At 33.3% G+C, this 21881-nt stretch carries 19 protein-coding genes; 13 read left to right on the top strand and 6 right to left on the bottom strand.

All coding sequences use genetic code 11. From position 1 onward, the window contains the following. Positions 1-17: 17 nt before the first annotated feature. The 5 genes from IMZ30_RS04325 to IMZ30_RS04305 all read right to left on the bottom strand — a co-directional run bounded on the left by IMZ30_RS04325 (position 18) and on the right by IMZ30_RS04305 (position 7816). Positions 18-3239 carry a TonB-dependent receptor domain-containing protein gene (locus IMZ30_RS04325; protein WP_207039308.1) on the bottom strand — a complete coding sequence of 1074 codons (3222 nt, stop codon included), beginning with the start codon at positions 3237-3239 and terminating at the stop codon, positions 18-20. A 108-nt stretch (positions 3240-3347) separates the two neighbouring features. Continuing rightward, positions 3348-4607, bottom strand: a complete 1260-nt coding sequence (locus IMZ30_RS04320; RefSeq protein ID WP_207039307.1) for a M23 family metallopeptidase — start codon at positions 4605-4607, stop codon at positions 3348-3350. 23 nt (positions 4608-4630) lie between these two features. Continuing rightward, positions 4631-5395 carry a DUF3108 domain-containing protein gene (locus IMZ30_RS04315; RefSeq protein WP_207039306.1) on the bottom strand — a complete coding sequence of 255 codons (765 nt, stop codon included), beginning with the start codon at positions 5393-5395 and terminating at the stop codon, positions 4631-4633. A gap of 83 nt (positions 5396-5478) precedes the next feature. Further along, positions 5479-6639: a 4-hydroxyphenylpyruvate dioxygenase gene (gene hppD, locus IMZ30_RS04310; RefSeq protein ID WP_207039682.1), complete on the bottom strand. Its 1161-nt coding sequence runs from the start codon at positions 6637-6639 to the stop codon at positions 5479-5481. 19 nt (positions 6640-6658) lie between these two features. After that, entirely contained in the window at positions 6659-7816 is a 1158-nt protein-coding gene (locus tag IMZ30_RS04305) for a homogentisate 1,2-dioxygenase (RefSeq protein WP_207039305.1), read from the bottom strand. A 135-nt stretch (positions 7817-7951) separates the two neighbouring features. Between IMZ30_RS04305 and IMZ30_RS04300 the strand changes: the two genes are divergently transcribed. The 4 genes from IMZ30_RS04300 to IMZ30_RS04285 all read left to right on the top strand — a co-directional run bounded on the left by IMZ30_RS04300 (position 7952) and on the right by IMZ30_RS04285 (position 13338). Further along, positions 7952-8404 carry a hypothetical protein gene (locus IMZ30_RS04300; protein WP_207039304.1) on the top strand — a complete coding sequence of 151 codons (453 nt, stop codon included), beginning with the start codon at positions 7952-7954 and terminating at the stop codon, positions 8402-8404. Positions 8405-8491: 87 nt separating this feature from the next. Continuing rightward, positions 8492-9226 carry a TerB family tellurite resistance protein gene (locus IMZ30_RS04295; RefSeq protein WP_207039303.1) on the top strand — a complete coding sequence of 245 codons (735 nt, stop codon included), beginning with the start codon at positions 8492-8494 and terminating at the stop codon, positions 9224-9226. Positions 9227-9298: 72 nt separating this feature from the next. Next, positions 9299-11095 carry an excinuclease ABC subunit UvrC gene (gene uvrC / locus IMZ30_RS04290; RefSeq protein ID WP_207039302.1) on the top strand — a complete coding sequence of 599 codons (1797 nt, stop codon included), beginning with the start codon at positions 9299-9301 and terminating at the stop codon, positions 11093-11095. Next, positions 11092-13338 carry a patatin-like phospholipase family protein gene (locus IMZ30_RS04285; RefSeq protein ID WP_207039301.1) on the top strand — a complete coding sequence of 749 codons (2247 nt, stop codon included), beginning with the start codon at positions 11092-11094 and terminating at the stop codon, positions 13336-13338. Before uvrC ends, IMZ30_RS04285 begins: the two co-directional genes overlap by 4 nt. On the opposite strand, the gene IMZ30_RS04280 is transcribed toward IMZ30_RS04285, so the two are convergent. Then, on the bottom strand, positions 13335-13868 hold the full coding sequence (locus tag IMZ30_RS04280) for a 3-hydroxyanthranilate 3,4-dioxygenase (protein WP_207039300.1): 534 nt from the start codon (positions 13866-13868) through the stop codon (positions 13335-13337). The two genes, IMZ30_RS04285 and IMZ30_RS04280, sit on opposite strands and share 4 nt — an antisense overlap. Positions 13869-13988: 120 nt before the next feature. Here IMZ30_RS04280 and IMZ30_RS04275 point away from each other — a divergent pair, with 120 nt between their 5' ends. The 9 genes from IMZ30_RS04275 to IMZ30_RS04235 all read left to right on the top strand — a co-directional run bounded on the left by IMZ30_RS04275 (position 13989) and on the right by IMZ30_RS04235 (position 21881). Next, positions 13989-15464, top strand: coding sequence for a DUF5687 family protein (locus tag IMZ30_RS04275; protein WP_207039299.1), 1476 nt, complete (start codon positions 13989-13991; stop codon positions 15462-15464). A gap of 5 nt (positions 15465-15469) precedes the next feature. Then, positions 15470-16237 carry an ABC transporter ATP-binding protein gene (locus IMZ30_RS04270; protein ID WP_207039298.1) on the top strand — a complete coding sequence of 256 codons (768 nt, stop codon included), beginning with the start codon at positions 15470-15472 and terminating at the stop codon, positions 16235-16237. 138 nt (positions 16238-16375) lie between these two features. Beyond that, entirely contained in the window at positions 16376-18889 is a 2514-nt protein-coding gene (locus tag IMZ30_RS04265) for a tetratricopeptide repeat protein (protein ID WP_242529700.1), read from the top strand. A gap of 3 nt (positions 18890-18892) precedes the next feature. Next, the gene (locus IMZ30_RS04260; protein WP_207039297.1) at positions 18893-19303 is read left to right on the top strand and encodes a polymer-forming cytoskeletal protein; all 411 of its coding nucleotides are present in this window, start codon (positions 18893-18895) and stop codon (positions 19301-19303) included. Next, positions 19266-19496 carry an AtpZ/AtpI family protein gene (locus tag IMZ30_RS04255; RefSeq protein WP_207039296.1) on the top strand — a complete coding sequence of 77 codons (231 nt, stop codon included), beginning with the start codon at positions 19266-19268 and terminating at the stop codon, positions 19494-19496. Before IMZ30_RS04260 ends, IMZ30_RS04255 begins: the two co-directional genes overlap by 38 nt. Before the next feature lie 46 nt (positions 19497-19542). Then, positions 19543-19872 carry a hypothetical protein gene (locus IMZ30_RS04250; protein ID WP_207039295.1) on the top strand — a complete coding sequence of 110 codons (330 nt, stop codon included), beginning with the start codon at positions 19543-19545 and terminating at the stop codon, positions 19870-19872. Between the two features lie 103 nt (positions 19873-19975). Continuing rightward, positions 19976-21079: a F0F1 ATP synthase subunit A gene (gene atpB, locus IMZ30_RS04245; protein ID WP_207039680.1), complete on the top strand. Its 1104-nt coding sequence runs from the start codon at positions 19976-19978 to the stop codon at positions 21077-21079. A 25-nt stretch (positions 21080-21104) separates the two neighbouring features. Beyond that, a complete protein-coding gene (gene atpE, locus IMZ30_RS04240; protein ID WP_073192834.1) occupies positions 21105-21302 on the top strand; it encodes an ATP synthase F0 subunit C in 198 nt (65 codons plus the stop codon). A 78-nt stretch (positions 21303-21380) separates the two neighbouring features. Beyond that, positions 21381-21881 (top strand): F0F1 ATP synthase subunit B, encoded by a 501-nt coding sequence (locus tag IMZ30_RS04235; RefSeq protein WP_207039294.1) that lies wholly within the window; start codon positions 21381-21383, stop codon positions 21879-21881.

Below are 21881 nucleotides of genomic sequence, written 5' to 3'. Positions count from 1 at the left end.
TAAATTTTACAGTATGATTAGTTAAAGATATATCTTAAGCCAACTTGCATTTGCCATCTTGAAGATAAAATTCCGCTGTCATCGTATAAGATTACATCTTCTTCAGTTTTGAATTCGTCTGTATTAAAACTAAACTCTGGGTTTGGGCCACCAACTTCAGTTTCTAAGATACCAACTTCACGAGAGATAAATTGTCTTCTACCCCAATCTTTATTAAGTAAATTAGTGAAGTTAAAAATATCGAATGATACTTGGAAGGTGTGTTTTTTATTGTTCATGTTCAATGAAAAGTCTTGTAAGAACTTTAAATCAACAATATGACTCCAAGGACCTCTATCACCATTTCTTTCAGCATATTGACCTCTTCTCTCGCTGAGGTAATCACTTGAATTTATGAAGCTATTAAAGGCTTCCCATTGTTCAGCTTGCTCCTGTGGCGATCCAACAAATGTAATTTCTGAAGCATCTCTAGGAATGTAAATTAAAGCATTATCTCTAGAATCATCATTTAACAAATCTCTTCCTTCTTGGTAAACATAGCTATAAGGCGAGCCTTGTTCTCCTGAATAAAATAAAGCTATGGTACTTTTAATGTTATCGTTCCATTCATATTCATAAGATACATTAGCTGTAATACGAGATCCTAACGAGAAATCTGAACGTTGAACTGGTAAATTAGAGTTTTTACCATTTACAGTAATTTGATTTCTCCACTGTGATGAGTTTTGAGAAGATGTTCCTTCAAAAATATTTTCAGACTCACCGTAAGTATAAGCTATTTGACCAGCAAAACCGTTTTCAAATGGCTTGGTTAATTTAAATGTTGCGTTATAAGAATAACCTTCACTTGTGTTAGACCCTAAAATAATACGTGCATAAGTGTCGTCAACTAGGTCGTTTCTGTCGTAATAAGGTCTGTTATCGGCACCATTTAATCTACCAACAGGATCTTTAACATTTAAGTTTTCATAATAAACATTGTTTAAAATGTTGTTGTATAAAAACTCACCAGATAATACTAAATCCCAAATAGGAAGTTTTTGGTCTATAGCAAAATTATATTTTAAAACTTGAGGTAGTTTAAAGTCTGGTGCAAATAAATCGATGTTACCACCAACAGAGCCTGAGCCAGGTTCTGCTCCTGGTTGAACAGGTTGGTTGAATGGATCTGCCACAAAGAAATCATCTCCAGGTGTTGTGAAGTCACCAACAAATGCCTGAGAAACACCATTGTTATTGTAAGCACCACCTGGCCACACTAAAGGTATTCTTGATGTAAACACACCAACACCACCACGAAGTTGTGTTTTCTTCTCGCCATTTACATCCCATGAAAATCCTAAACGAGGAGAGAAATGCGGCTTACTTTTAATCGGCGTACCAACTCTTGCGCCTTGTAAATCTTTTCCTGCTTCTTCAAGTAGAGCGACAGTACGGTTGTTGAAATCGTCGTTAACTGTACCGTCTGAGAAGAAAGGTACATCTAATCTTAAGCCAAGGCTTAAGTTGAAATCATTTGTAACAGAAATATCATCTTGAAGATAAAATCCTAACTGTGAGTATTTAAATTCGGCTGCACCTGCTGAAGCATCTCCTGAACCTCCGAAAAGAGAGTAACTTCTGCCAAAATTTTCTACTGGAGCGTCATTTGTAGGGTCATCATCTAAGTAAGTTTCAAAATCTTCAAGGCTGTCAAATGTATAATCTCCAAAGTTTTGACCAAAAAATACGTTTTTAACATCAAAATGTTCAAAGTTGGCACCAATGGTATACTTATGTTTACCTCTGTAGATTTCAAAATTGTTGGTAACTGTAAATAATTTCTGCTCTAATAAGTTAGCTGTTGAGAAAGGCTCTGAACCAAACCAAATTCTTCCATTACCATCATTAATCGATACAGCCGGGAAAGGGTTGCCAACTGGGCCACGATCATCAAGAACATCTGTATACCCAATAATTAGATTGTTTGAAAGGTCTGAACCATTGGTGGCATTCCATTCAACTGTTGTAGAGTTTGTTCGAGATGGGAAAAATACACCACGACCAGTATAGTTAATATTTCTGTCATTACTTTGTCTAGGGTCTGTGTTTTCAGCATTTACGTAACTATTTTTAAACGTTAAGCTGTTTTTATCATTAACATTCCAATCTACACGTGTAATTAATTTATCAGAAATAAGCTTACTTGTATTTTCATCAAAAATACCTGGATTGTAACCATATTTATCAATTAGTCCTTGTCTAAGATTAGTTAAGTCTTGTCTAGTTGCATCGCCTTGGTATAGATCGAAATTAAAAGGCTGAGGCGTTTGTTCATCTTGTCTTTCGTAGTTAACGAAGTAAAATAATTTATTTTCAATAATCGCACCACCAACTCTAGCACCATATAATTCAGCTGTAAAATCTGATAGACGCTCTCTATTGTCTTCGCTAATAGCTGTTGGGGTTTTACCAGCTAAAGATTCATTTCTTTGGTAATAGTAAACAGAAGCTTCAGTGTTATTAGTACCTGAACGTGTAATAGCGTTAATCGAACCTCCGGCAAAACCTGATTGTCTAACGTCAAACGGTGAAAGGTTCACTTGAAATGATTCTATCGCGTCTATAGAAATTGGGTTTACCCCAGTTTGTCCTCCGTTTGTTCCTGAACCTGCAAGTCCAAATACATCATTGTTTACAGCACCATCTATATAGATTGAGTTGTAACGGTTATTTTGTCCACCTAATGAAATCGAACCATTTTCAGTAACTTGTGCTTCAGGCGTTTTACGTATAAAGTCACCTAACGAACGAGTTGCAGAAGGTAAGGTTGTAATTTCTCGTTGAGAAATGTTAGTGTTTGATCCTTGCTGTCCTGAATCAAAAATACCACTCTTTGAAGTCGTAATTACAACTTCATCAAGAGCATTAGCTTCTTCACTCATTTGGCGTGATATTGTTTCAGAGTCACCAAGTTTTAAGTAGATGTTTTTAAGCTCAATAGTTTTAAAACCAACGTATGATATTTTTAGTGTATAAGGTCCACCAATCCGCATGTTAGGTATTCTGTAGAAACCATCAAAATCTGTCACGACACCGTAATTAGTTCCAGTTGGTGTGTGAACTGCAATAATATTTGCACCAGGCAGAGGTTCTCCCTGATTATCAGTAATTTGACCATTCATGGAAGAAGTAGTCACACCTTGTGCAAATGCGCCAATTCCTAAGATAAGGCATAAACCGAGTAATAGTTTTTTCATTGTGAAAAATTTTTTGTTTTTAATTTTCCACAAAATAACTGTACTTTTAAATTTTAAAGATTAAGGCAAGGTTAAGAAACTGATGTTTTTTGTAAGTTTTTTTTACGCCTATTCTACAAAAGAAATATTATCTAATTGGGTTTTTAAAGGCTTAATAAAATTAAGGTATTTCGGTTTTAATTTTTCGGCCATTGGTTCAGCATCTGGTAAATCTTGTTTGTATGGATCTACTTGACGGCCATCTACCCAAAATCGATAACACACATGTGGTCCAGTTGCTAGACCTGTACTGCCAACATAACCAATAATATCACCTTGTTTAACATAATCGCCTACACTTACTGCTCGTCTTGACATGTGTAAGTATTGCGTTGAATATTTATTAGTATGTCTTACTTTTACGTATTTACCGTTACCTCTAGTGTAACTTGATTTGATAACAACACCATCGGCAGTAGACCAGATAGGTGTGCCTGTTGGTGCAGCATAATCTGTTCCTTTATGAGCCTTCCAACGTTTTTGAACTGGGTGAAACCGTCTTTTGGTATATCTTGAAGATATTCTTGTATATTCAAGTGGTGCTTTTAAAAAGAATTTTCTTAAGGTTTGTGCATTTTCATCAAAATAATCGGTTCGACCTGTTAGGCTATCAACTTCAAAATTAAATCCGTAGAAATCTCGGTCTTTATGTCTTAATAAAGATGCTTCTACCTCATGTAGGCCTGCATAAATTGAGTCATTTATATATTTTTCTGAGTAGATAATTTTAAATTGGTCACCCTTTTGAAGCCTAAAAAAGTCTACTGTCCATTGGTAAATTTCAGAGAACCTAAGTGCGATATTATAGTTTAAGCCTGCATCATCAATAGCTTGAGATAAAGATGATTTTATAATTCCGCTAGCTTCTTTCTGCTTTATAGTAACAGGTTTTTTGCCTGTTATTCCGTAAATGCTGTCTTCAATGGAAATAACGGCATAATTAATTCTATCTTTTTCGTAAATAAAATGCGTGGGTTTTTGAAGGCTATCTTTTGTTTTTAAAATGACATAAGGTTTACCAAAATTTAGCCTCCTAAAATTTAAGATGCTATCTGAAATAGATTGGGTAATGTTATAAACGGTTGTTGGCCCAATTCCATTTTGGTCTAAGATTGTCCCAAATGTTTCTCCGCGTTTAACAGTGTCTTTTTTAACTAAGTAGTTGTCGAGATTTATACCGTAGGCGATTAGCGGTTTTTTTTCAACAACTTTTGGTGTGGTTGGTTTTGTCTCAATTTCAGTTTTTTGAGGATCATCTTTACAAGAACTGAAGATGAGAATACTAAAAAAAGATAATATAAAGAGTTGGTTTGAAATATGTTGTTTCATTATCACCGATTAATAGGGACTAATTATTTTGCAATAATACTAAAAGAATGCTTTAAACCCTTAAATTGATCAAGGTTTGCAGTTAATGACCCAACCGCTAGTTTAGCTTCAATTTTTAGAGGAACTTTATTTTCGTCTGCACTTACCCAAAAACTTAAACTTTCTTGTTCTTTAAACACGCGATCTGCTTTAACGTATGGTCTAAATTTTAAGGTTGAAATGTCTCCAAATTTTGTTTCTAATATTTCTTTTTTTAAAAATTTAACCTTAAAGGGATAATTTTCTTCGTCGAAAAATAAATTTAATGTAAATGTTTGTCCTGGTTTTAAACGTTTTATATCAACTTTATTTCTTAAAAAGTATAGTACAGACATCATGTCTTGCGTTCCTTCAATAAAGCTAAATGAGTTTTTTGTGTTGTGTTTTTTGTCAATGACCTCAACGATGTTTGTGGTATGGTTAAAATTTAAAATTTTATTCTTTTTGTAGCCACCTTCATTTATTCTTCTTACAAATCTGACTGGTAAATTTGTGTCTGGATTGATATAAGTTTCATAATGGTCTCGAACTTTAAAAAACACATCTAACAAACCAGTCGATTTTCCGAAGCCATCAATATGCAAAACCTTTTGGCCATTAATTTTGGCTTTTTTAACTTCAATTGTAGCTTCACTAGCTTTAAACCAGCCATATTTAATTTTAAATTTCAACCATTCGCCATTTTGATAAGCTTGCGAATGAACTGAAGCAATTGTTAGAAGTAAAAGGATGAAGATTGTATTTTTCACAAAATGTTTTCTTCAAATTTATAAAACAAAAATCCTACCAAAAATTTTTAGTAGGATTTTATGAGTTTTAAGGTCTTAAGCGTTTAAAGCGTTCCTCTCAAATTCTGTTCGCGCTCAATAGATTCAAATAGAGCTTTAAAATTTCCTGCTCCAAAGCCGCGAGCACCCATGCGTTGTATAATTTCAAAAAATAAGGTTGGTCGGTCTTGTACTGGTTTGGTAAAGATTTGTAGCAAATAACCTTCTTCGTCAGCATCGACCATGATACCGAGGCTTTGTAGTGTTTTTAAATCTTCGCGGAGTTCATGGCTAAATTCTTCTAATCGACCAGGGATTGCGTCGTAATAGGTTTCTGGTGGTGTAGATAAAAACTCGACGCCTCTTGATCGTAAATCGGAAACTGTTTTCACAATATCGTCAGTCGCTACAGCGATGTGTTGTACGCCTGAACCTTCGTAGAAATCTAGATATTCTTCAATTTGAGATTTCTTTTTTCCTTCAGCGGGCTCGTTGATTGGAAATTTAATTCGACCATTTCCATTACTCATCACTTTACTCATTAAAGCGGAATACTCTGTGTGTATTTGCTTATCGTCAAAAGATAAAAAGTTAACAAAGCCCATGACATCTTCATACCATTTTACCCAAGTGTTCATCTCATTCCAGCCAACATTGCCTACCATATGGTCTATAAATTTAAGACCAACAGATTCAGGCTTATAGTCGGACTCTAAAGCTTTATAACCTGGTAAAAATGTACCATTATAATTCTTACGTTCTACAAATAAATGCACCGTTTCACCATAGGTGTAAATTCCAGATTTTACCACTTTACCGTGTTCGTCTTCTTCAATAGTTGGAGACATAAAACTTTTAGCGCCGCGTTTGGTGGTTTCTTCCCAAGATTTCTGAGCATCTTCAACCCAAAGTGCGATGACTTTTACACCATCACCGTGTTTTACAATGTGCTCATTAATCGGGTTTTTAGAGTTAAGAGGCGATGTTAGGACTAATCTTATTTTGTCTTGTTGCAAAACATAAGATACGCTGTCTTTGCTTCCTGTTTCTAAACCTTTATAAGCTAGAGTTTGAAAACCAAATGCCGATTTATAAAAATGTGCTGCTTGTTTAGCATTACCAACATAAAGTTCTACAAAATCTGTACCGAGTAATGGTAAAAAGTCTTGTGCGCCTTCAAATATTTTTTCTAGTCCGTAGTTAACTGATTTAATATCTTTCATGATTTTCTTTAATTTTTTAAGTTTATTCGAGCCAAGATTTATGGTAAGATTCATCGGCGATACTTAAGCCTTCTTTAGTGACTTGTAGCGGTTTAAAAGTATCTACCATAACGGCTAATTCTTCTGTTTTAGTTTTGCCAATGCTGCGTTCGGCAGCTCCAGGATGTGGTCCATGAGGTATGCCAGCTGGATGTAATGAGATGTGCCCAGCTTCAATATCGTTACGACTCATAAAATCGCCGTCTACATAATATAAAACTTCATCGCTATCTATATTGCTGTGATTATAGGGAGCAGGAATAGCTTCTGGGTGATAATCGTATAATCGTGGACAAAATGAACAAACCACAAAAGCATCGGTTTCAAAAGTTTGATGTACAGGTGGTGGCTGATGAACGCGACCGGTAATCGGCTCAAAGTCATGAATTGAAAACGCATATGGATAATTATAACCATCATAACCGACTACATCAAACGGATGCGTGGCATAAACCATATCAAAAATTCGGTTTTGCTTTCTGATCTTTATTAAAAATTCACCTTTTTCGTCATTGGTTTCTAATTCGTAAGGTTGTCTAAGGTCACGTTCACAAAATGGTGAATGCTCTAATAATTGCCCGAAGTGGTTGCGATAGCGTTTGGGTGTGTAAATAGGACTTGAAGACTCGACTATAAAAAGTCGATTATCTGAAGTTTCAAAATCTATTTTATAGATAACGCCACGCGGAATAAGTAAATAATCGCCATAACTGAAATCTAAATTTCCTAATTGAGTCCTTAACTTTCCGCTGCCTTTGTGAATGAATAATAATTCGTCTGCATCTGCATTTTTATAAAAATAATCTTCAGTAGAAGTTCTTGGTGCAGCCAATGTAATATTGCAGTCTTGATTGTGTAAAACTGTTTTTCGACTTTTTAAATAATCGTCTTCAGCTTTAATTTTGAAACCGTGAAATCGATAAGATGTTATGTTGTTATCTAAAGCAATTTCGGGCTTCACATCATAAGAATGTTTAATTTCTTTAACTTGAGTTGGTCGGTGTATATGATACATGTTAGATGATATACCATCAAAACCAATGGTGCCAAATAATTGTTCATAGTATAAATCGCCATTAGGCTTTTTAAAGATCGTATGTCTTTTATGTGGAATTTTACCGAGTTTATGATAAAAAGGCATAATTATTAAGATTTGTTCAAATATCGATAAATTAGATGTAAATTCGAAATAATTAATTCAGAATAACTTTAGTCTAGATGATTTTGTTGTTTACATTATTATTATGGTATAATAACCAAACTAAATATATTTATTATGAAAAACTTTAAGCGTGTTTTTTTCTCAATTACAATTGTGTTAATCAGCTTAGCATCTTCTATGCAAGACACTTATGCATTTAATAATTCTAGTCTTGAAATAATTAATAATAATGCTAAAAATTATTCAATTTATTCAAGCTTTAGGGTTGAGGCTGATTTGGTTAGCTTAGGTGAGAATAGTTGTTTTACAGTACAAGTAAGGGTTTACAAGTTAAATAATGAAGGTCAACAATTTTTAGTAGCGTCTGATAAAGTTCAAATTTGTGATGATACCGATTATTCTAAAAGCAGCTCTAAAGCTAATTGTAGTGGTAAACTGCCAAATGGAGACTTAGTTATGGGCGTTGAGGACTTAGGCAATCCTTGCTTGTATCAAAGATTGAATAACAATAAAGAAATTTACGATTTATACTTAGACGAGATTCAAGAGTTTAAGGATAAATACTAACCACATTAAAATAGCCTTTTTTCAACTTCGTTGTTTTCAACTAAAGCAGCGAAGTTTTTATATATTTGCAGGCTAAATTCTTTTTGTTTGAAGTGGTTAGGAGCATTTATAGGTTTTATTTTTAGAGGTCTCGGCGGTGCCGTTCTTGGGTTTATACTCGGTAGTATTTTAGATCGTTTATTTAGTTCAGGTTCTTCTGCTTCAGGTGGCTCGATATTTCAAACCCAAAGTACCAAAGTAACGCCCAATGATTTTGAACTTAATTTACTTTCGTTAGCATCATTAGTTATTAAAGCCGATGGCAATGTTTCACAAGCTGAAATGGATTATGTGCGTATGTATTTTGTGCAAGCTTATGGCAAAGAACGTGCTAATGCCACTTTTAGAACCTTTAATACCGTCGTTAAAAATAGAGAAGTTTCAGCCGACCGTATTTGTGACTATCTTAGGCCAAGGTTGAGTTATGAAGTTAGATTACAAGTCTTACATTTCTTATTTAATATCGCTAATGCCGATGGCCACGTTTCTGATGCTGAAGTAGCTATGATACAACGTATCGCCGGCTTTTTACGTGTTGGTCATCAAGATTTTGAAAGTATTAAAGCCATGTTTTTTAAATCGGCCGATAATGCTTATAAAATTCTTGAAATTGATAAAACAGCCACAAATGCCGAAATTAAAAAAGCTTACCGAACTATGGCTAAAAAGTATCATCCAGACAAACTTCAGCATATGGATGAGGCTTATAAAAAAGGCGCTCAAGAAAAATTTACAAAAGTTCAAGAAGCTTACGAGAAACTTCAAAAAGAACGCGGTCTTTAATCTTTTCTTTTTTCAGAAATTTAATATTTACATTAATTTGAGCTTAGTATCTTTACGCTGATATTTTTTGTTATGTCGGCAAGCGCAATAGAGTTAAAGCTAAAAACCATACCTGAAAGTCCTGGTGTATACCAATATTTTGATAAAAATCAACGTATACTTTATGTTGGTAAAGCCAAAAATTTAAAAAAGCGCGTTTTATCTTACTTTAGTAAAAATCACGATAGCCATCGAATTGCTGTGATGGTTAAAAAAATTGCAGATATTAAGCATATCGTGGTTGAATCTGAAATGGATGCTCTTTTGCTTGAAAATAATCTGATTAAAAAACTACAACCACGTTTTAACGTGATGCTACGTGATGATAAAACTTATCCTTGGTTATGTATTAAAAACGAGCGATTTCCAAGGGTGTTTTTAACTAGACGTGTCATTAAAGATGGTAGCGAGTATTTTGGTCCTTACCCGAGCTTAAAAGCCGTTAAAATATTATTAGAATTAATCAAAGGTCTATACCAATTACGAACTTGCAATTACGACTTATCTGCTGAAAAAATTTCCAACGGAAAATATAAAAAATGCCTTGAATACCACATTGGCAATTGTCAAGCTCCTTGCGAAGATTTACAAACTGAAGCGGATTACAATGCACAAATTGAAGCTATTACAAAAATTGTAAAAGGCAATTTTAAAGATTCACTTAACAACTTTAAGCAGCAAATGCAAGATTATGCTGAAGCTATGCGGTTTGAAGAGGCACAACGTATTAAAAATAAAATAAAGGCACTCGAAAAATATCAAGCAAAATCTACGGTTGTTAACCCAAAAATCAACAATGTTGATGTGTTTTCTATCGTCAGTGATGAAGGTTACGGTTACATCAATTACCTTCAAATTTCGCATGGCGCTATTATCAGGTCACATACCATAGAGTTAAAAAAGAAACTAGACGAAACAGACAAAGAGTTATTAGAATTAGGGATTATTGAAATTCGGCAGCGATTTAAAGAACATTCACCACAAATTTATGTTCCATTTGAAGTTGATTTAGGCGAAGAAACCCAAATTTCAGTACCAAAATTGGGCGACAAAAAAGCCATTGTAGATTTGTCTACACGTAACGCGAAGTATTTTAGAATGGAGCGATTTAAACAAATGAAAATTGTTGACCCTGATCGGCACACCAAGCGTTTAATGGCACAAATGAAAGAAGACTTACGTTTAAGTGAAGCGCCAAAACACATCGAGTGTTTCGATAATTCTAATATTCAAGGCACCAATCCTGTTGCGGCTTGTGTTGTCTTTAAAAACGGTAAACCAAGTAAGAAAGATTACCGAAAATTCAATATAAAAACGGTAGAAGGTCCAGATGATTTTGCCTCTATGGAAGAGGTTGTTTATCGTCGATATCGCCGCTTATTAGAAGAAGGCGAAAACTTACCACAACTTGTTATTGTAGATGGAGGTAAAGGCCAACTTTCATCGGGCGTTAAAGCTTTAGAACGTTTAGGATTACGCGGTAAACTACCTATTATTGGTATTGCCAAACGTTTAGAAGAGTTGTATTATCCAGGAGACCAATATCCTCTATATCTAGACAAAAAATCTGAAACTTTAAAAATAATTCAACGTTTACGTGATGAAGCCCACCGATTTGGTATAACTTTTCATCGCCAAAAACGAAGCAAAGCGGCTGTTGGTACAGAACTCGAGCAAATTGAAGGTGTTGGTGAAAAAACAGCCATCGAACTTTTAAAACATTTTAGGTCAGTTAAACGCATAAAATCAGCTACAAAAGCCGAACTTGCTGAAATTATTGGACCATCTAAAGCCCAAAAAATAATTAATCACTACGCTGCAGAATCATGACATCAAAAATTCTTTTATTAAGTTTTTTTCTCAGTTGGGTAAGTTATGCTTTTCAGCCGAAAAACATCAAACTACCCACTAATGATACCTTAAAAGTTGGCTTAGTTTTAAGTGGCGGTGGTGCTAAAGGTTTAGCGCATATTGGTGTTTTAAAAAAAATTGAAGCGGCTGGCTTACGCATCGACTACATCGGTGGTACAAGCATGGGCGCCATCGTCGGCGGTTTATATGCGTCAGGTTTTTCTGCAAATCAGCTTGACTCTATTTTTAGAAATACAAATTTTCAAAAACTAATACAAGATGAATTACCACGTGAATCGATGACGTTTTTTGAAAAGCAAGAAGCCGAACGTTATGCTTTAAAACTCAATTTTGATCGTTTTCAATTGAAGTTGCCCTCAGGAATATCAAAAGGACAAAATATTTACAACTTGCTTGCTCAGCTAACAGCACGCCTTCAAACCAAAGATTTCACAAAACTGCCGATTCCATTTTACTGTGTGGTTACCAATATAGAAACTGGCAAAGCTGAGGTTTTAGATCGCGGTAACTTGGCTGAAGCGATTTCAGCAAGTGGCTCTATACCAACCTTATTTCAACCGGTACAAATTGGTAATCAAATTTATGTTGATGGTGGTGTCCTTAATAACTATCCTGTCGAAGAAATGAAAAGGCGAGGAGCAAACTTCATCATAGGCGTTGATGTACAAGATAGTTTAATGACACGCGAAAACCTAAAAAGCGGACTCGATATTTTTACACAAGTTAATAACTTCAGAACAATCAATGTTATGGCGCCAAAACGCCAATTAACTGATTTGTATATTCAACCAGATATAGATGAGTTTACAGTTTTGTCTTTTGAAGATGGCGATAAAATTATACAAAAAGGGGAAGAAGTCGGACTTCAGTTTTTACCAGCATTTCAAAAAATTGCTGCTCGTCAAGATGGTAAAAATCCGTATCATTCAATCTCAATTATCGATAGTTTGAAGGTGAGTTCAATTGCTATTGAAAGTAATTCGGCATACCCAAGAAGTTATATCACAGGTAAGTTAAACTTCCCAACCGATGAAAAAATGACATTTAAGCGTTTAAATACAGGTTTAAATAACTTATCTGCTACTGATAATTTTAGAAAAATTCATTACAACTTAGAGGAAATTGATTCTGCTTTTGCATTACATTTAAAAGTTTATGACAACAATACTAATGCTTACTTGCGTTTTAGTGCCCATTATGATGAGCTATACAAAACATCAGTTTTGGTTAATTACACTAAAAAAAGTTTGTTTTTTGAAAACGACCACAGCTCTTTAGATTTAATCTTGGGTGATAATTTACGCTATAACTTCAACTATTATATAGACAAAGGAAAGTATTGGAGTATTGGTTTTAATTCACGTTACAATCGTTTTGCGGATGATGTTAATTTTGAATTTATTCAGCAAAACTCAACTATACAAAATGCTGATATTAATTCGCTTAGACTATTAGTTGAAGACTTTACCAATAAATTGTTTATACAAACACGTATCCACAATAATACAATTTTTGGGGTAGGTGCTGAATTTAAACATCTTGAGGCTTCGACCAATACGTTAATTCCAGATGAAGATTCTGCCACAGGCAATGATGAATTTGTGACTCAAATTGAAAATCAAGATTTAACTAGTGTTTACACCTATTTTAAGCATGATAGTTTTGACAGTAAATACTTCCCGAAAAAAGGTTTGTTTTCTGAAATTAAATACAACTTATATTTGCCAATAGTGGACAATTATAGCGAGTTTAGTATTTTTAATGCTAATATCGGTGTAGCATTTCCGTTAGTTTCAAAGCTTAGTGCTTATTTTTCATTAGAAGGTGGTAGCACGATTGGGAGCGATAATGTTGGTGGTTTAAATTTTTATCTAGGAGGTTATGGTAATGAAACCATTAATAACTTTAGACCATTTTTTGGGTATGATTTTTTTACTATTTCAGCTAACTCTTACTTAAAATCAACTTTTAAACTTGATTATGAGTTTATTAAAAAAAATCATCTTTTAGGTTATGTAAATTATGCTAATGCAGATAATAATTTGTATAACTCTACAGATTGGTTTGATACGCCAGAGTTTTCAGGTTATGCGCTTGGCTATGGTGTCGAAACTATTATAGGTCCTATTAATTTAATTTGTTCATATTCACCTGAAGTTAACAAAACCGAGTGGTATATCAGTTTAGGTTACTGGTTTTAAGCAATGAAGCGTTCATCAACCGGCATAACTTCACCGCATTGGTCGCAAGTTCTTAACTCTTTATTCGTATAAAAGTTTTTAAAGTGTTTAAGAAAATCTTGTTCAATGTCATTAAGTGGAAAATATACCTCGTGTAATTTGTGGTTGCAATTGTCGCAAAACCAAAGTAAACCATCATTAATATTTAAGTGTTTGCGTTTGCGTTCGATGACTAAACCAATTGAGCCTTCTTTTCTTACAGGTGAGTGAGGTACTTTAGCAGGATGTAAGTACATGTCATCAGGACCTAGTTTCATTGTTTTTTTGTGTCCGTTTTCTTGAATATGGACTTCAATCTCGCCTTCTAATTGGTAAAATAACTCTTCGGTTTCATTATAATGATAATCTTTACGAGCATTTGGGCCACCTACAATCATTACAATATAGTCACCAGCATCTTTGTATAAATTTTTGTTTCCGACAGGTGGTTTTAAAAGTGACCGGTTTTCGTTTATCCATTGTTTTAAATTAAAAGGTTGGGCTATACTCATGAGGTTTTAATTTTGTTGTTAAAGATAATAAATTAGACTAGGATGCTATTTGCATTTCAAAATTTATTAATTTTCCCGTAACTTTTTTTGAGATAAATTGACTAACCTAAAAACAATCTTATGAAATTAAGCAAGTTTTCAAGCTTTGAGTGGAAGAAGTTTTCACGCTCATCTTATTTTGAAAAGGGAGTCGTTGTAAAGATATTTTTAATTTTAGGCGCACTTTATTTTATTGGTTTAGCTGTATTTTTAGGATTTGCCATTATTTTTGGACTTGAAAAAGCTGTTCCTGATCAAGACCCTTTTATTACGCTAAACAACTTCTTAATATATTATGTTTTAGCTGACTTAGGTTTTCGGTACTTTTTACAGCAGTTACCAGTTATGAACATTAAACCGTTTATGATTATTCCTGTAAAACGTTCTAAAGTAATTAATTACTTATTATTAAAAACGAGTCTATCCTTCTTTAACATTTTACCGATTTTGTTTTTTTTACCGGTAACTGGCGTTTTAATTTTTAAATCTTATGATGTTCTAGGAAGCCTAATTTGGTTTATTTCATTTTTATCGATTAGCTTTTGTATTAATTATGCCAATTTTTTAATTAATAAAACGCAGGTATTTTTCTACGCCATAATTAGCGTTTTAATTGTTTTAGTAGGCCTAGAATATTTTAGTATTTATCCAGTTTCTGATTTATTTGGCGAATTATTTTACGGATTTTATACTGATAAATATTGGGCAGTTATTCCTATAATTTTAGTTTATCTTTTATTTAAAGCCAACTACAATTATATTTTAAAACACTTTTATTTAGATGGTGCGATTGTAGAGAAAAAAGAGAGTGTTAAGCAATATGATCTTAGCTTTTTAAATCGTTTCGGGAAACTTTCTACTTTTTTAAAGAATGATGTCCGTATGATTTTACGCAATGCAAGACCAAAACAAGTGGTTTTAATGTCGTTTTTGTTTTTGTTTTATGGCCTTATATTCTACACTCAGGACATTTATAGAGACATGCCTGCTTTTTTAGCATTTGCTTCAATGTTTGTGACAGGCGGTTTCTTGATTTCTTTCGGTCAACTTGTGCCATCATGGGATAGCGAATATTATAAACTAATGATGAGTCAAAACATTTCATACCGCCAATATCTAGAGTCTAAATGGTTGCTAATGGTTGTAGCCTGTGTTATTTCTTTTATACTGAGCACGCCATATATTTATTTTGGATGGAAAATTTATTTAATGATTGCAGCTGGAGCAAGTTTTAATATTGGGCTTAACTCTTTTATCACTTTATACGGAGGTGCTTTAAACCGTGTTCCGATAGAGCTTAACCAAAAAGCTAAAGCATTTAGCAATACAAATGGCTTTAACCCAACTCAGCTACTTATAAGCTTACCGAAAATTTTGGGACCCATGATTATTTTTTACATACCTTACAAACTCATAAACTTCAATGCAGGTTTAATTGCTTTAGCAGCAAGCGGTGTTTTAGGTTTAATTTTTAAGCAAAAGTTTCTCAGTATCGTTGAGAATGTTTATCAAAAAGGAAAATATAAAACCGTTGCAGCTTTTAACGAAAAACAATAAATATTATGGAAAATCAATATACTATTCAAACCCAAAACCTATCTAAGTCTTACAAAGGCGTTGAGGTTTTAAATATAGAAGAGCTTAATATCCCAAAAGGCCAAAGTTTTGGTTTAGTGGGTAATAACGGCGCTGGAAAAACAACTTATTTCAGCTTGTTACTCGATTTAATACAACCAACAACAGGACAAATTATAAATAATAATATTGTTGTTAGTGAAAGCGAAGACTGGAAACCATTAACATCAGCATTTATAGACGAAAGTTTTTTAATCGGCTATTTAACGGCTGAAGAATACTTTTACTTTATAGCCGATTTAAGAAAAGTTACTAAAACTGAAGTAGACGAGCTTTTGGCAACTTTTGAAGATTTTTTTCATGATGAAATCCTTAACAAGAAAAAATATTTACGAGATTTATCTAAAGGCAATCAAAAAAAAGTAGGTATAGTAGCCAGTTTTATCGGAAATCCTGAGGTAATTATTCTCGATGAACCTTTTGCAAATCTAGATCCAACTACGCAAATCAGGCTAAAAAAGATTATTAAACAGCTAGCTTCAGCCAAACATACAACCGTTCTAATTTCAAGTCACGATTTATTACACGTCACAGATGTTTGCGAAAGAATTGTTGTGCTAGACAAAGGTGTTATCGTAAAAGATACCTTAACAAATGAGACAACCTTAAAAGAGCTAGAAGCTTATTTTGGAAGAGAAGATGAAGAAAATCTTGAGTTACCTGCAGAAGACCATTCAGAAGAAAGTGCACAATAAAACATTAATTTATAGCTAAATAGGTTTAGTTGAAGTGACTCTGCTAACTATAATCGTTCAGTCTCTATAAAAACACTATTTTTGCAACTTATAATAATTCTGTTTTATCGCAGTTATATTAAAGCACACTTCAGTTTAATGTCTAAAAATTACCGATTTCATATCATTGTTACTTTGCTAATTGTTAGTGTTTTAACAAGTTGCTCACGTAAAAAAGACAAATTCTTAAATCGCAACTTTCATGCGATGGGTTCATATTACAACATAATTTATAACGGCAACTTAGCCTTAAAAGAAGGTCAAGACCAGTTAGCTGCGAGTTATAAAGAAAATTATTGGGATATATTACCTTTAGAGCGTTTAGAAATAACAACTGTTGATGGCGTAAGAACTGAAGCTAAAAACGAAAAGTTTAAACGAGCTGAAGAAAAAGCGACCAAAGCCATTCAAAAACACTCGATGTACATGGGTGGTAAAGAGTACAACCCTCAAATAGATGAGGCTTTTTTGTTGTTAGGGAAATCGCGTTATTTTGATCAGCGCTTTATTCCTGCCAAAGATGCTTTAAGTTTTATTTTAACACACTACCCTAATAGTAGCACTATAAACGAAGTTGAAATTTGGTTGCAAAAAACAAATTTACGTCTTGGTTATTATCAAGAAGCTATTGATAATTTAACCAATTTGATAGAAACCAAAAACCTTGATCCAGAAATCAGTGTTTTGGCTAATTCAACTTTAGCTGAAGCTTACATTATTACTGAAAATTTTTCTGCGGCTATCATGCCATTAACTACCGCAATTCAGCTTACTAAAAATAATGACTTTAAAGGCAGAATGTTATATGTAAAATCTCAATTATTTCAGCAATTAAAAGAAATTGATTCTGCATACGCCAGCCTAAATCAAATAATTGAACTTAACCGAAAAACACCACGCGACTATCGTATTCATTCATTTTTAGAACAAAAAAAGCTGAAAGATTACACCAAAGTTCATTTCGATTCAACGGTGTTATTCTTTGAGAGTATAAGCGAAAATCGCGAAAATAGACCGTATTTAGATTTTATTTTTTACGAGGAAGCTCAGTTTTATAAAGCGAATGACTCTTTAAAGCAAGCTATTATTTCATATAATAAATCTTTAAAAGAAAACCCAAAAGACCAGTATTTAAAGGCGCAAGACTATAAAGAATTAGGAGATATTTATTTTAACCGAGCTAATTATGTAACCGCAGGAAAGTACTATGATAGTACTTTGGTAAACCTAATTAAACGTACGCGTGAAAAATTAAGAATTAAAAAAAAGCGTGAAAACCTTGTCGACGTTATTAAATTTGAAGGCATTGCTAAAACCAACGATAGCATTTTATGGTTGGTAAATGCTACTAAAAAACAACGAATAGATTATTTTGAAACCTACATAGATTCACTAAAAGCTGAAGCAGAAAGTGTTTTTGCTTCTGAAGATGCCATAAAATTAGGCAGTGATTTTAAACGTCGCGAAAGTAGTAGAAGCGGTGCTGGCTCTGGATCTTCTTCTTTTTATAACGAAAAAGCAAAGAAACGTAGTTTCCAGAAGTTTAAAGAAACTTGGGGCAATATTAAATTAACTGATAATTGGAGAACCAACCCACAATCAGGTTCTTTTGCTTCAAAAGATGTTGACCAAACTGCCGAAGAAGAAAAGTTTACAGCACCAGAATTTCAGGTAGAAACCTATGTTGCTCAAATTCCTTCAAACAAGGCTATTATTGATTCTATAAATGATGAGCGCAACTTTGCCTATTATCAATTAGGAATTATTTACAAAGAAAAATTTAAACGTCTTGATTTAGCTTCAGAAAAGCTAGAAGCTGTTTTACAACAACAGCCCGAAGAACGTTTGATATTGCCTTCAAAATATTATTTATATAAAATCTACCAAGAAACAGGACAATCAGCTTTAAAAGAAAAGTGGAAAAATGACATTCTAAACAACTATCCGAAGTCTAATTATGCTAAAATTATTAGAAACCCAAAAGCACTTCTTAATGATGAAAATAGTCCATCAAATTTGTATTATAAAACTTATAAACAGTTTGAGTCGGGTCAATTTGAAGCTGTTTTAGAAAACTCTAAAAAATACTCAGCACAATTCACAGGAACTTCAATCGTGCCGAAATTTGAATTACTAAAAGCAAAAGCCATTGGTAGAACTCAAGGACTAAAAGCTTACAAAACGGCATTAAATTATGTGGCTTTAACCTTTCCACAATCTGAAGAAGGCAAATACGCACAGCAACTTTATAATACTGTTGATAAAAATTTCATTAAAAATAAATTTGTAAAGCCAAGTGAAGACGCCACGTTTAAGTTGGTTTATGAACTTCAAAAGAAAAACTATAATGCGGATAAATTAAAAGAATTAATCAATAAAATTTTAATTGAAGAAGGTTTAAATTTTAAAGTAACAGTCGAATTTTACACTGACCAAATAGATTTCTTAACTATTCACGGCTTAAATTCTCAATTAGGGGCTGAAGGTTTGGCTAAAAAGTTAAAACAGGTTGAAGATCTCTTGCCAATTAAATATTTTACAGCATCTTCGAATAATTATAAAGTTATTCAGATTTATAAAAACAAAAATGAATATATAGCAACACAATCATAGCAAATGTTTTCAGATAAAAAAAAGCAAGAACCAGACTTAACTAAAGAACAAAATAAAATCGCTCAAGGTAGTACTTTTAAAGGCGATATTGAGTCTCAAGGTAGTTTTAGGATAGAAGGTACATTAGAAGGTACCATAAAAACACAAGGAAAAATTGTTGTTGGAAAATCTGGCGTAGTTAACGGCGAAATAGAATGCGATAGTGCAGATTTTGAAGGTGTTTTTAAAGGTAAATTACATGCGAAGTCCTTACTAATTCTTCGGTCTAAGGCACAAATTGAAGGTGAAGTTTTTGTCGATCAGCTTTCGGTAGAGCCAGGCGCTATTTTTAACGCAACTTGCACAATGAAAAGTGCTGTAAAATCACTAACTAGTGATGACAAAAAAACAAAACAAAAAGAACAATCAGCCTAATTCTTGGCTGTTCTTCACAGGTTTAGGTTTACAAATCGGCGTTATTGTTTATGTAATGGCTTATCTTGGTGGTTTACTAGATGCAAAGTACGAGACTTCAAAACCTTACTTTTCATTTGGTTTAGTAATTTTAGGTTTAATTGCTTCAATTTATTCGGCTGTAAAACAACTTAACAAGATTAATAATGAATAATTTAAGCTCCAAGCCAATTTTAAACATTTTAGTTTACTTGCTAATAATGCTAATACTGTTAGTTGTAAATCGTTTTTTTGAACCTATTGAAAATTATAATTTAATGTATTGGTGTTATGGTTTCAACGGCTTGATAACTTCAATATATCTAGCCTTAGTTTTGCTTTTAGGCGAACTCTTTAAACATCAAATCGGGTTTATATTTCTAGGTTTTGCTTCAGTTAAAATAGCTTTATTCTTAATTTTAAAATACTATAAAGCAATAGAAATTGAAGCTTCACAATTTATAGCTTTTTTTCTACCCTATTTTGCATCAGTAGTCTATGAAATCATAGTAACAAAGCAAATTCTCGATAAATTGTCATTTAAGGAATAAAACGACTTCTTAGCCTTTAAAAACTTCTCAAAATTTGATGCAAAATATTTAGATTATTTAATTACATTTGCACCCAAATTTGAAAAGAATTAACGCAATACAAATGCAAAACTTCAGTATGACCAAGTTTATCTTAAGTTTAGTTGTCTTTTGTTCACTTAACACATTCGCTAAAGGTGATGAAGAAAGTAAAGGCGCTGTAGACTCAAAGTCAGAAATTGATGCTTACATCGATCATCACTTACAAGACTCATACGATTTTAATTTCTACAGTGATGGTGAAACTGGAGAGCATTTTGGTTTCCCTTTGCCAATTATATTAATAGATGACGGCTTAAAGGTTTTTTTATCTTCTAAATTTCATCATGGCGAAACCGTTGCCGAAGTTGAAGGAAATTATTACAAAATCTATCATGGTAAAATTTATAAAACCGACGCTGAAGGAACCATATCTTTAGATGAAGATAATCACCCTACAAATTCTAAGCCTTTAGATTTGTCGATAACAAAAAATGTAACTACCATGCTATTAACATCGGTTTTATTGTTATTGATGTTTGGCGGTTTGGCTAAAAACTATAAAAATTCCCAATTGCCTAAAGGTTTCGGTCGTGTTCTAGAGCCGTTAGTTATTTATGTTAGAGATGATATTGCGATTCCTAATATTGGAGAAAAGAAATACAGAAAATTCATGGGGTTTTTGTTAACTGTGTTTTTCTTTATTTGGATTCTAAACTTATTAGGTATGACGCCGCTAGGTGTTAATGTTACAGGTAATATTGCAGTAACAGCTTGTTTGGCGTTGTTTACTTATTTAATAACACAATTTAGTGCTAATAAAGATTACTGGAAGCATATTTTCTGGATGCCAGGTGTTCCAGTTCCGATGAAAATTATTTTAATTCCTATAGAGCTATTAGGAACATTAACAAAACCATTTGCATTGATGATTCGTCTATTTGCAAACATTACAGCAGGTCATGTTGTGATTATGAGCTTGATTGCTTTGATATTTGTTGGTAAAAACGTTTACGCTGATACCTCAATATCTTTAGCGCTTGCTTTATTTATTTCAGTGATAGAATTATTAGTTGCTTTTCTGCAAGCATATATTTTTACAATGTTATCGGCATTGTTTATTGGTTTAGCGGTAGAAGAGCATGACCATGCTCATGATGAAGAGTTTGAAACAAATGAAATTATTTAATTGTTAACTATATAAATTGTAAATTATGGAAATTCCAGTATTAGTTGGAGCGGGTTTAATTGTAATCGGTGCAGGTATGGGTCTTGGAAAGATCGGTGGTTCTGCTATGGAAGCAATTGCTCGTCAACCTGAAGCTTCAGGAAAAATTCAAACAGCAATGATTATTATTGCGGCCTTATTAGAAGGTTTAGCTTTCGCTGCACTTATTTTAGGTAAAGCATAAGCAAAAATGAAAAAACAAACCGCCTGTAACGATTGGTTACAGCGGTTTGTTTTCAAATTAATCTGAATATTATTTATAATGGAAAAGTTAGTTAACGACTTTAGTTTTGGTTTGTTTTTTTGGCAAGGAATTATTCTTATAATATTAATAGTATTATTAAGAAAGTTTGCTTGGAAACCAATCCTTGATAGTTTAAATACAAGGGAAGAAGGTATCAAGAATGCACTTGAGTCTGCCGAGAAAGCCAAGCAGGAAATGGCTAATTTAAAAGCCGATAACGAGAAAATGTTGCAGGAAGCAAGAGCTGATCGTGATGAAATGTTAAAAGAAGCTCAGCAAATGAAGAAAAAAATCATGGCTGAAGCTACCGAGGATGCTACTGAAAAAGCAAATGCAATTATAGCAAAAGCACAAGAAACGATTCAGTCTGAGAAAAAGGCTGCGCTTTCTGAAATTAATGAGCAAGTTGCAACGCTTTCACTCCAAATCGCCGAGAAAGTCATCAAGCAAGATTTAAGTGATGATAAATCACAAATGGAATTAATTAATAAGATGCTAGAAGACGTTAAAGCAAATTAA

Origin of the sequence: Psychroflexus sp. ALD_RP9 (genome assembly GCF_017311165.1) — a bacterium.
Lineage (GTDB): Bacteria > Bacteroidota > Bacteroidia > Flavobacteriales > Flavobacteriaceae > Psychroflexus.
Note: the sequence above shows the minus strand (reverse complement) of the source record. Positions and strands in the feature narration are given on the sequence as shown.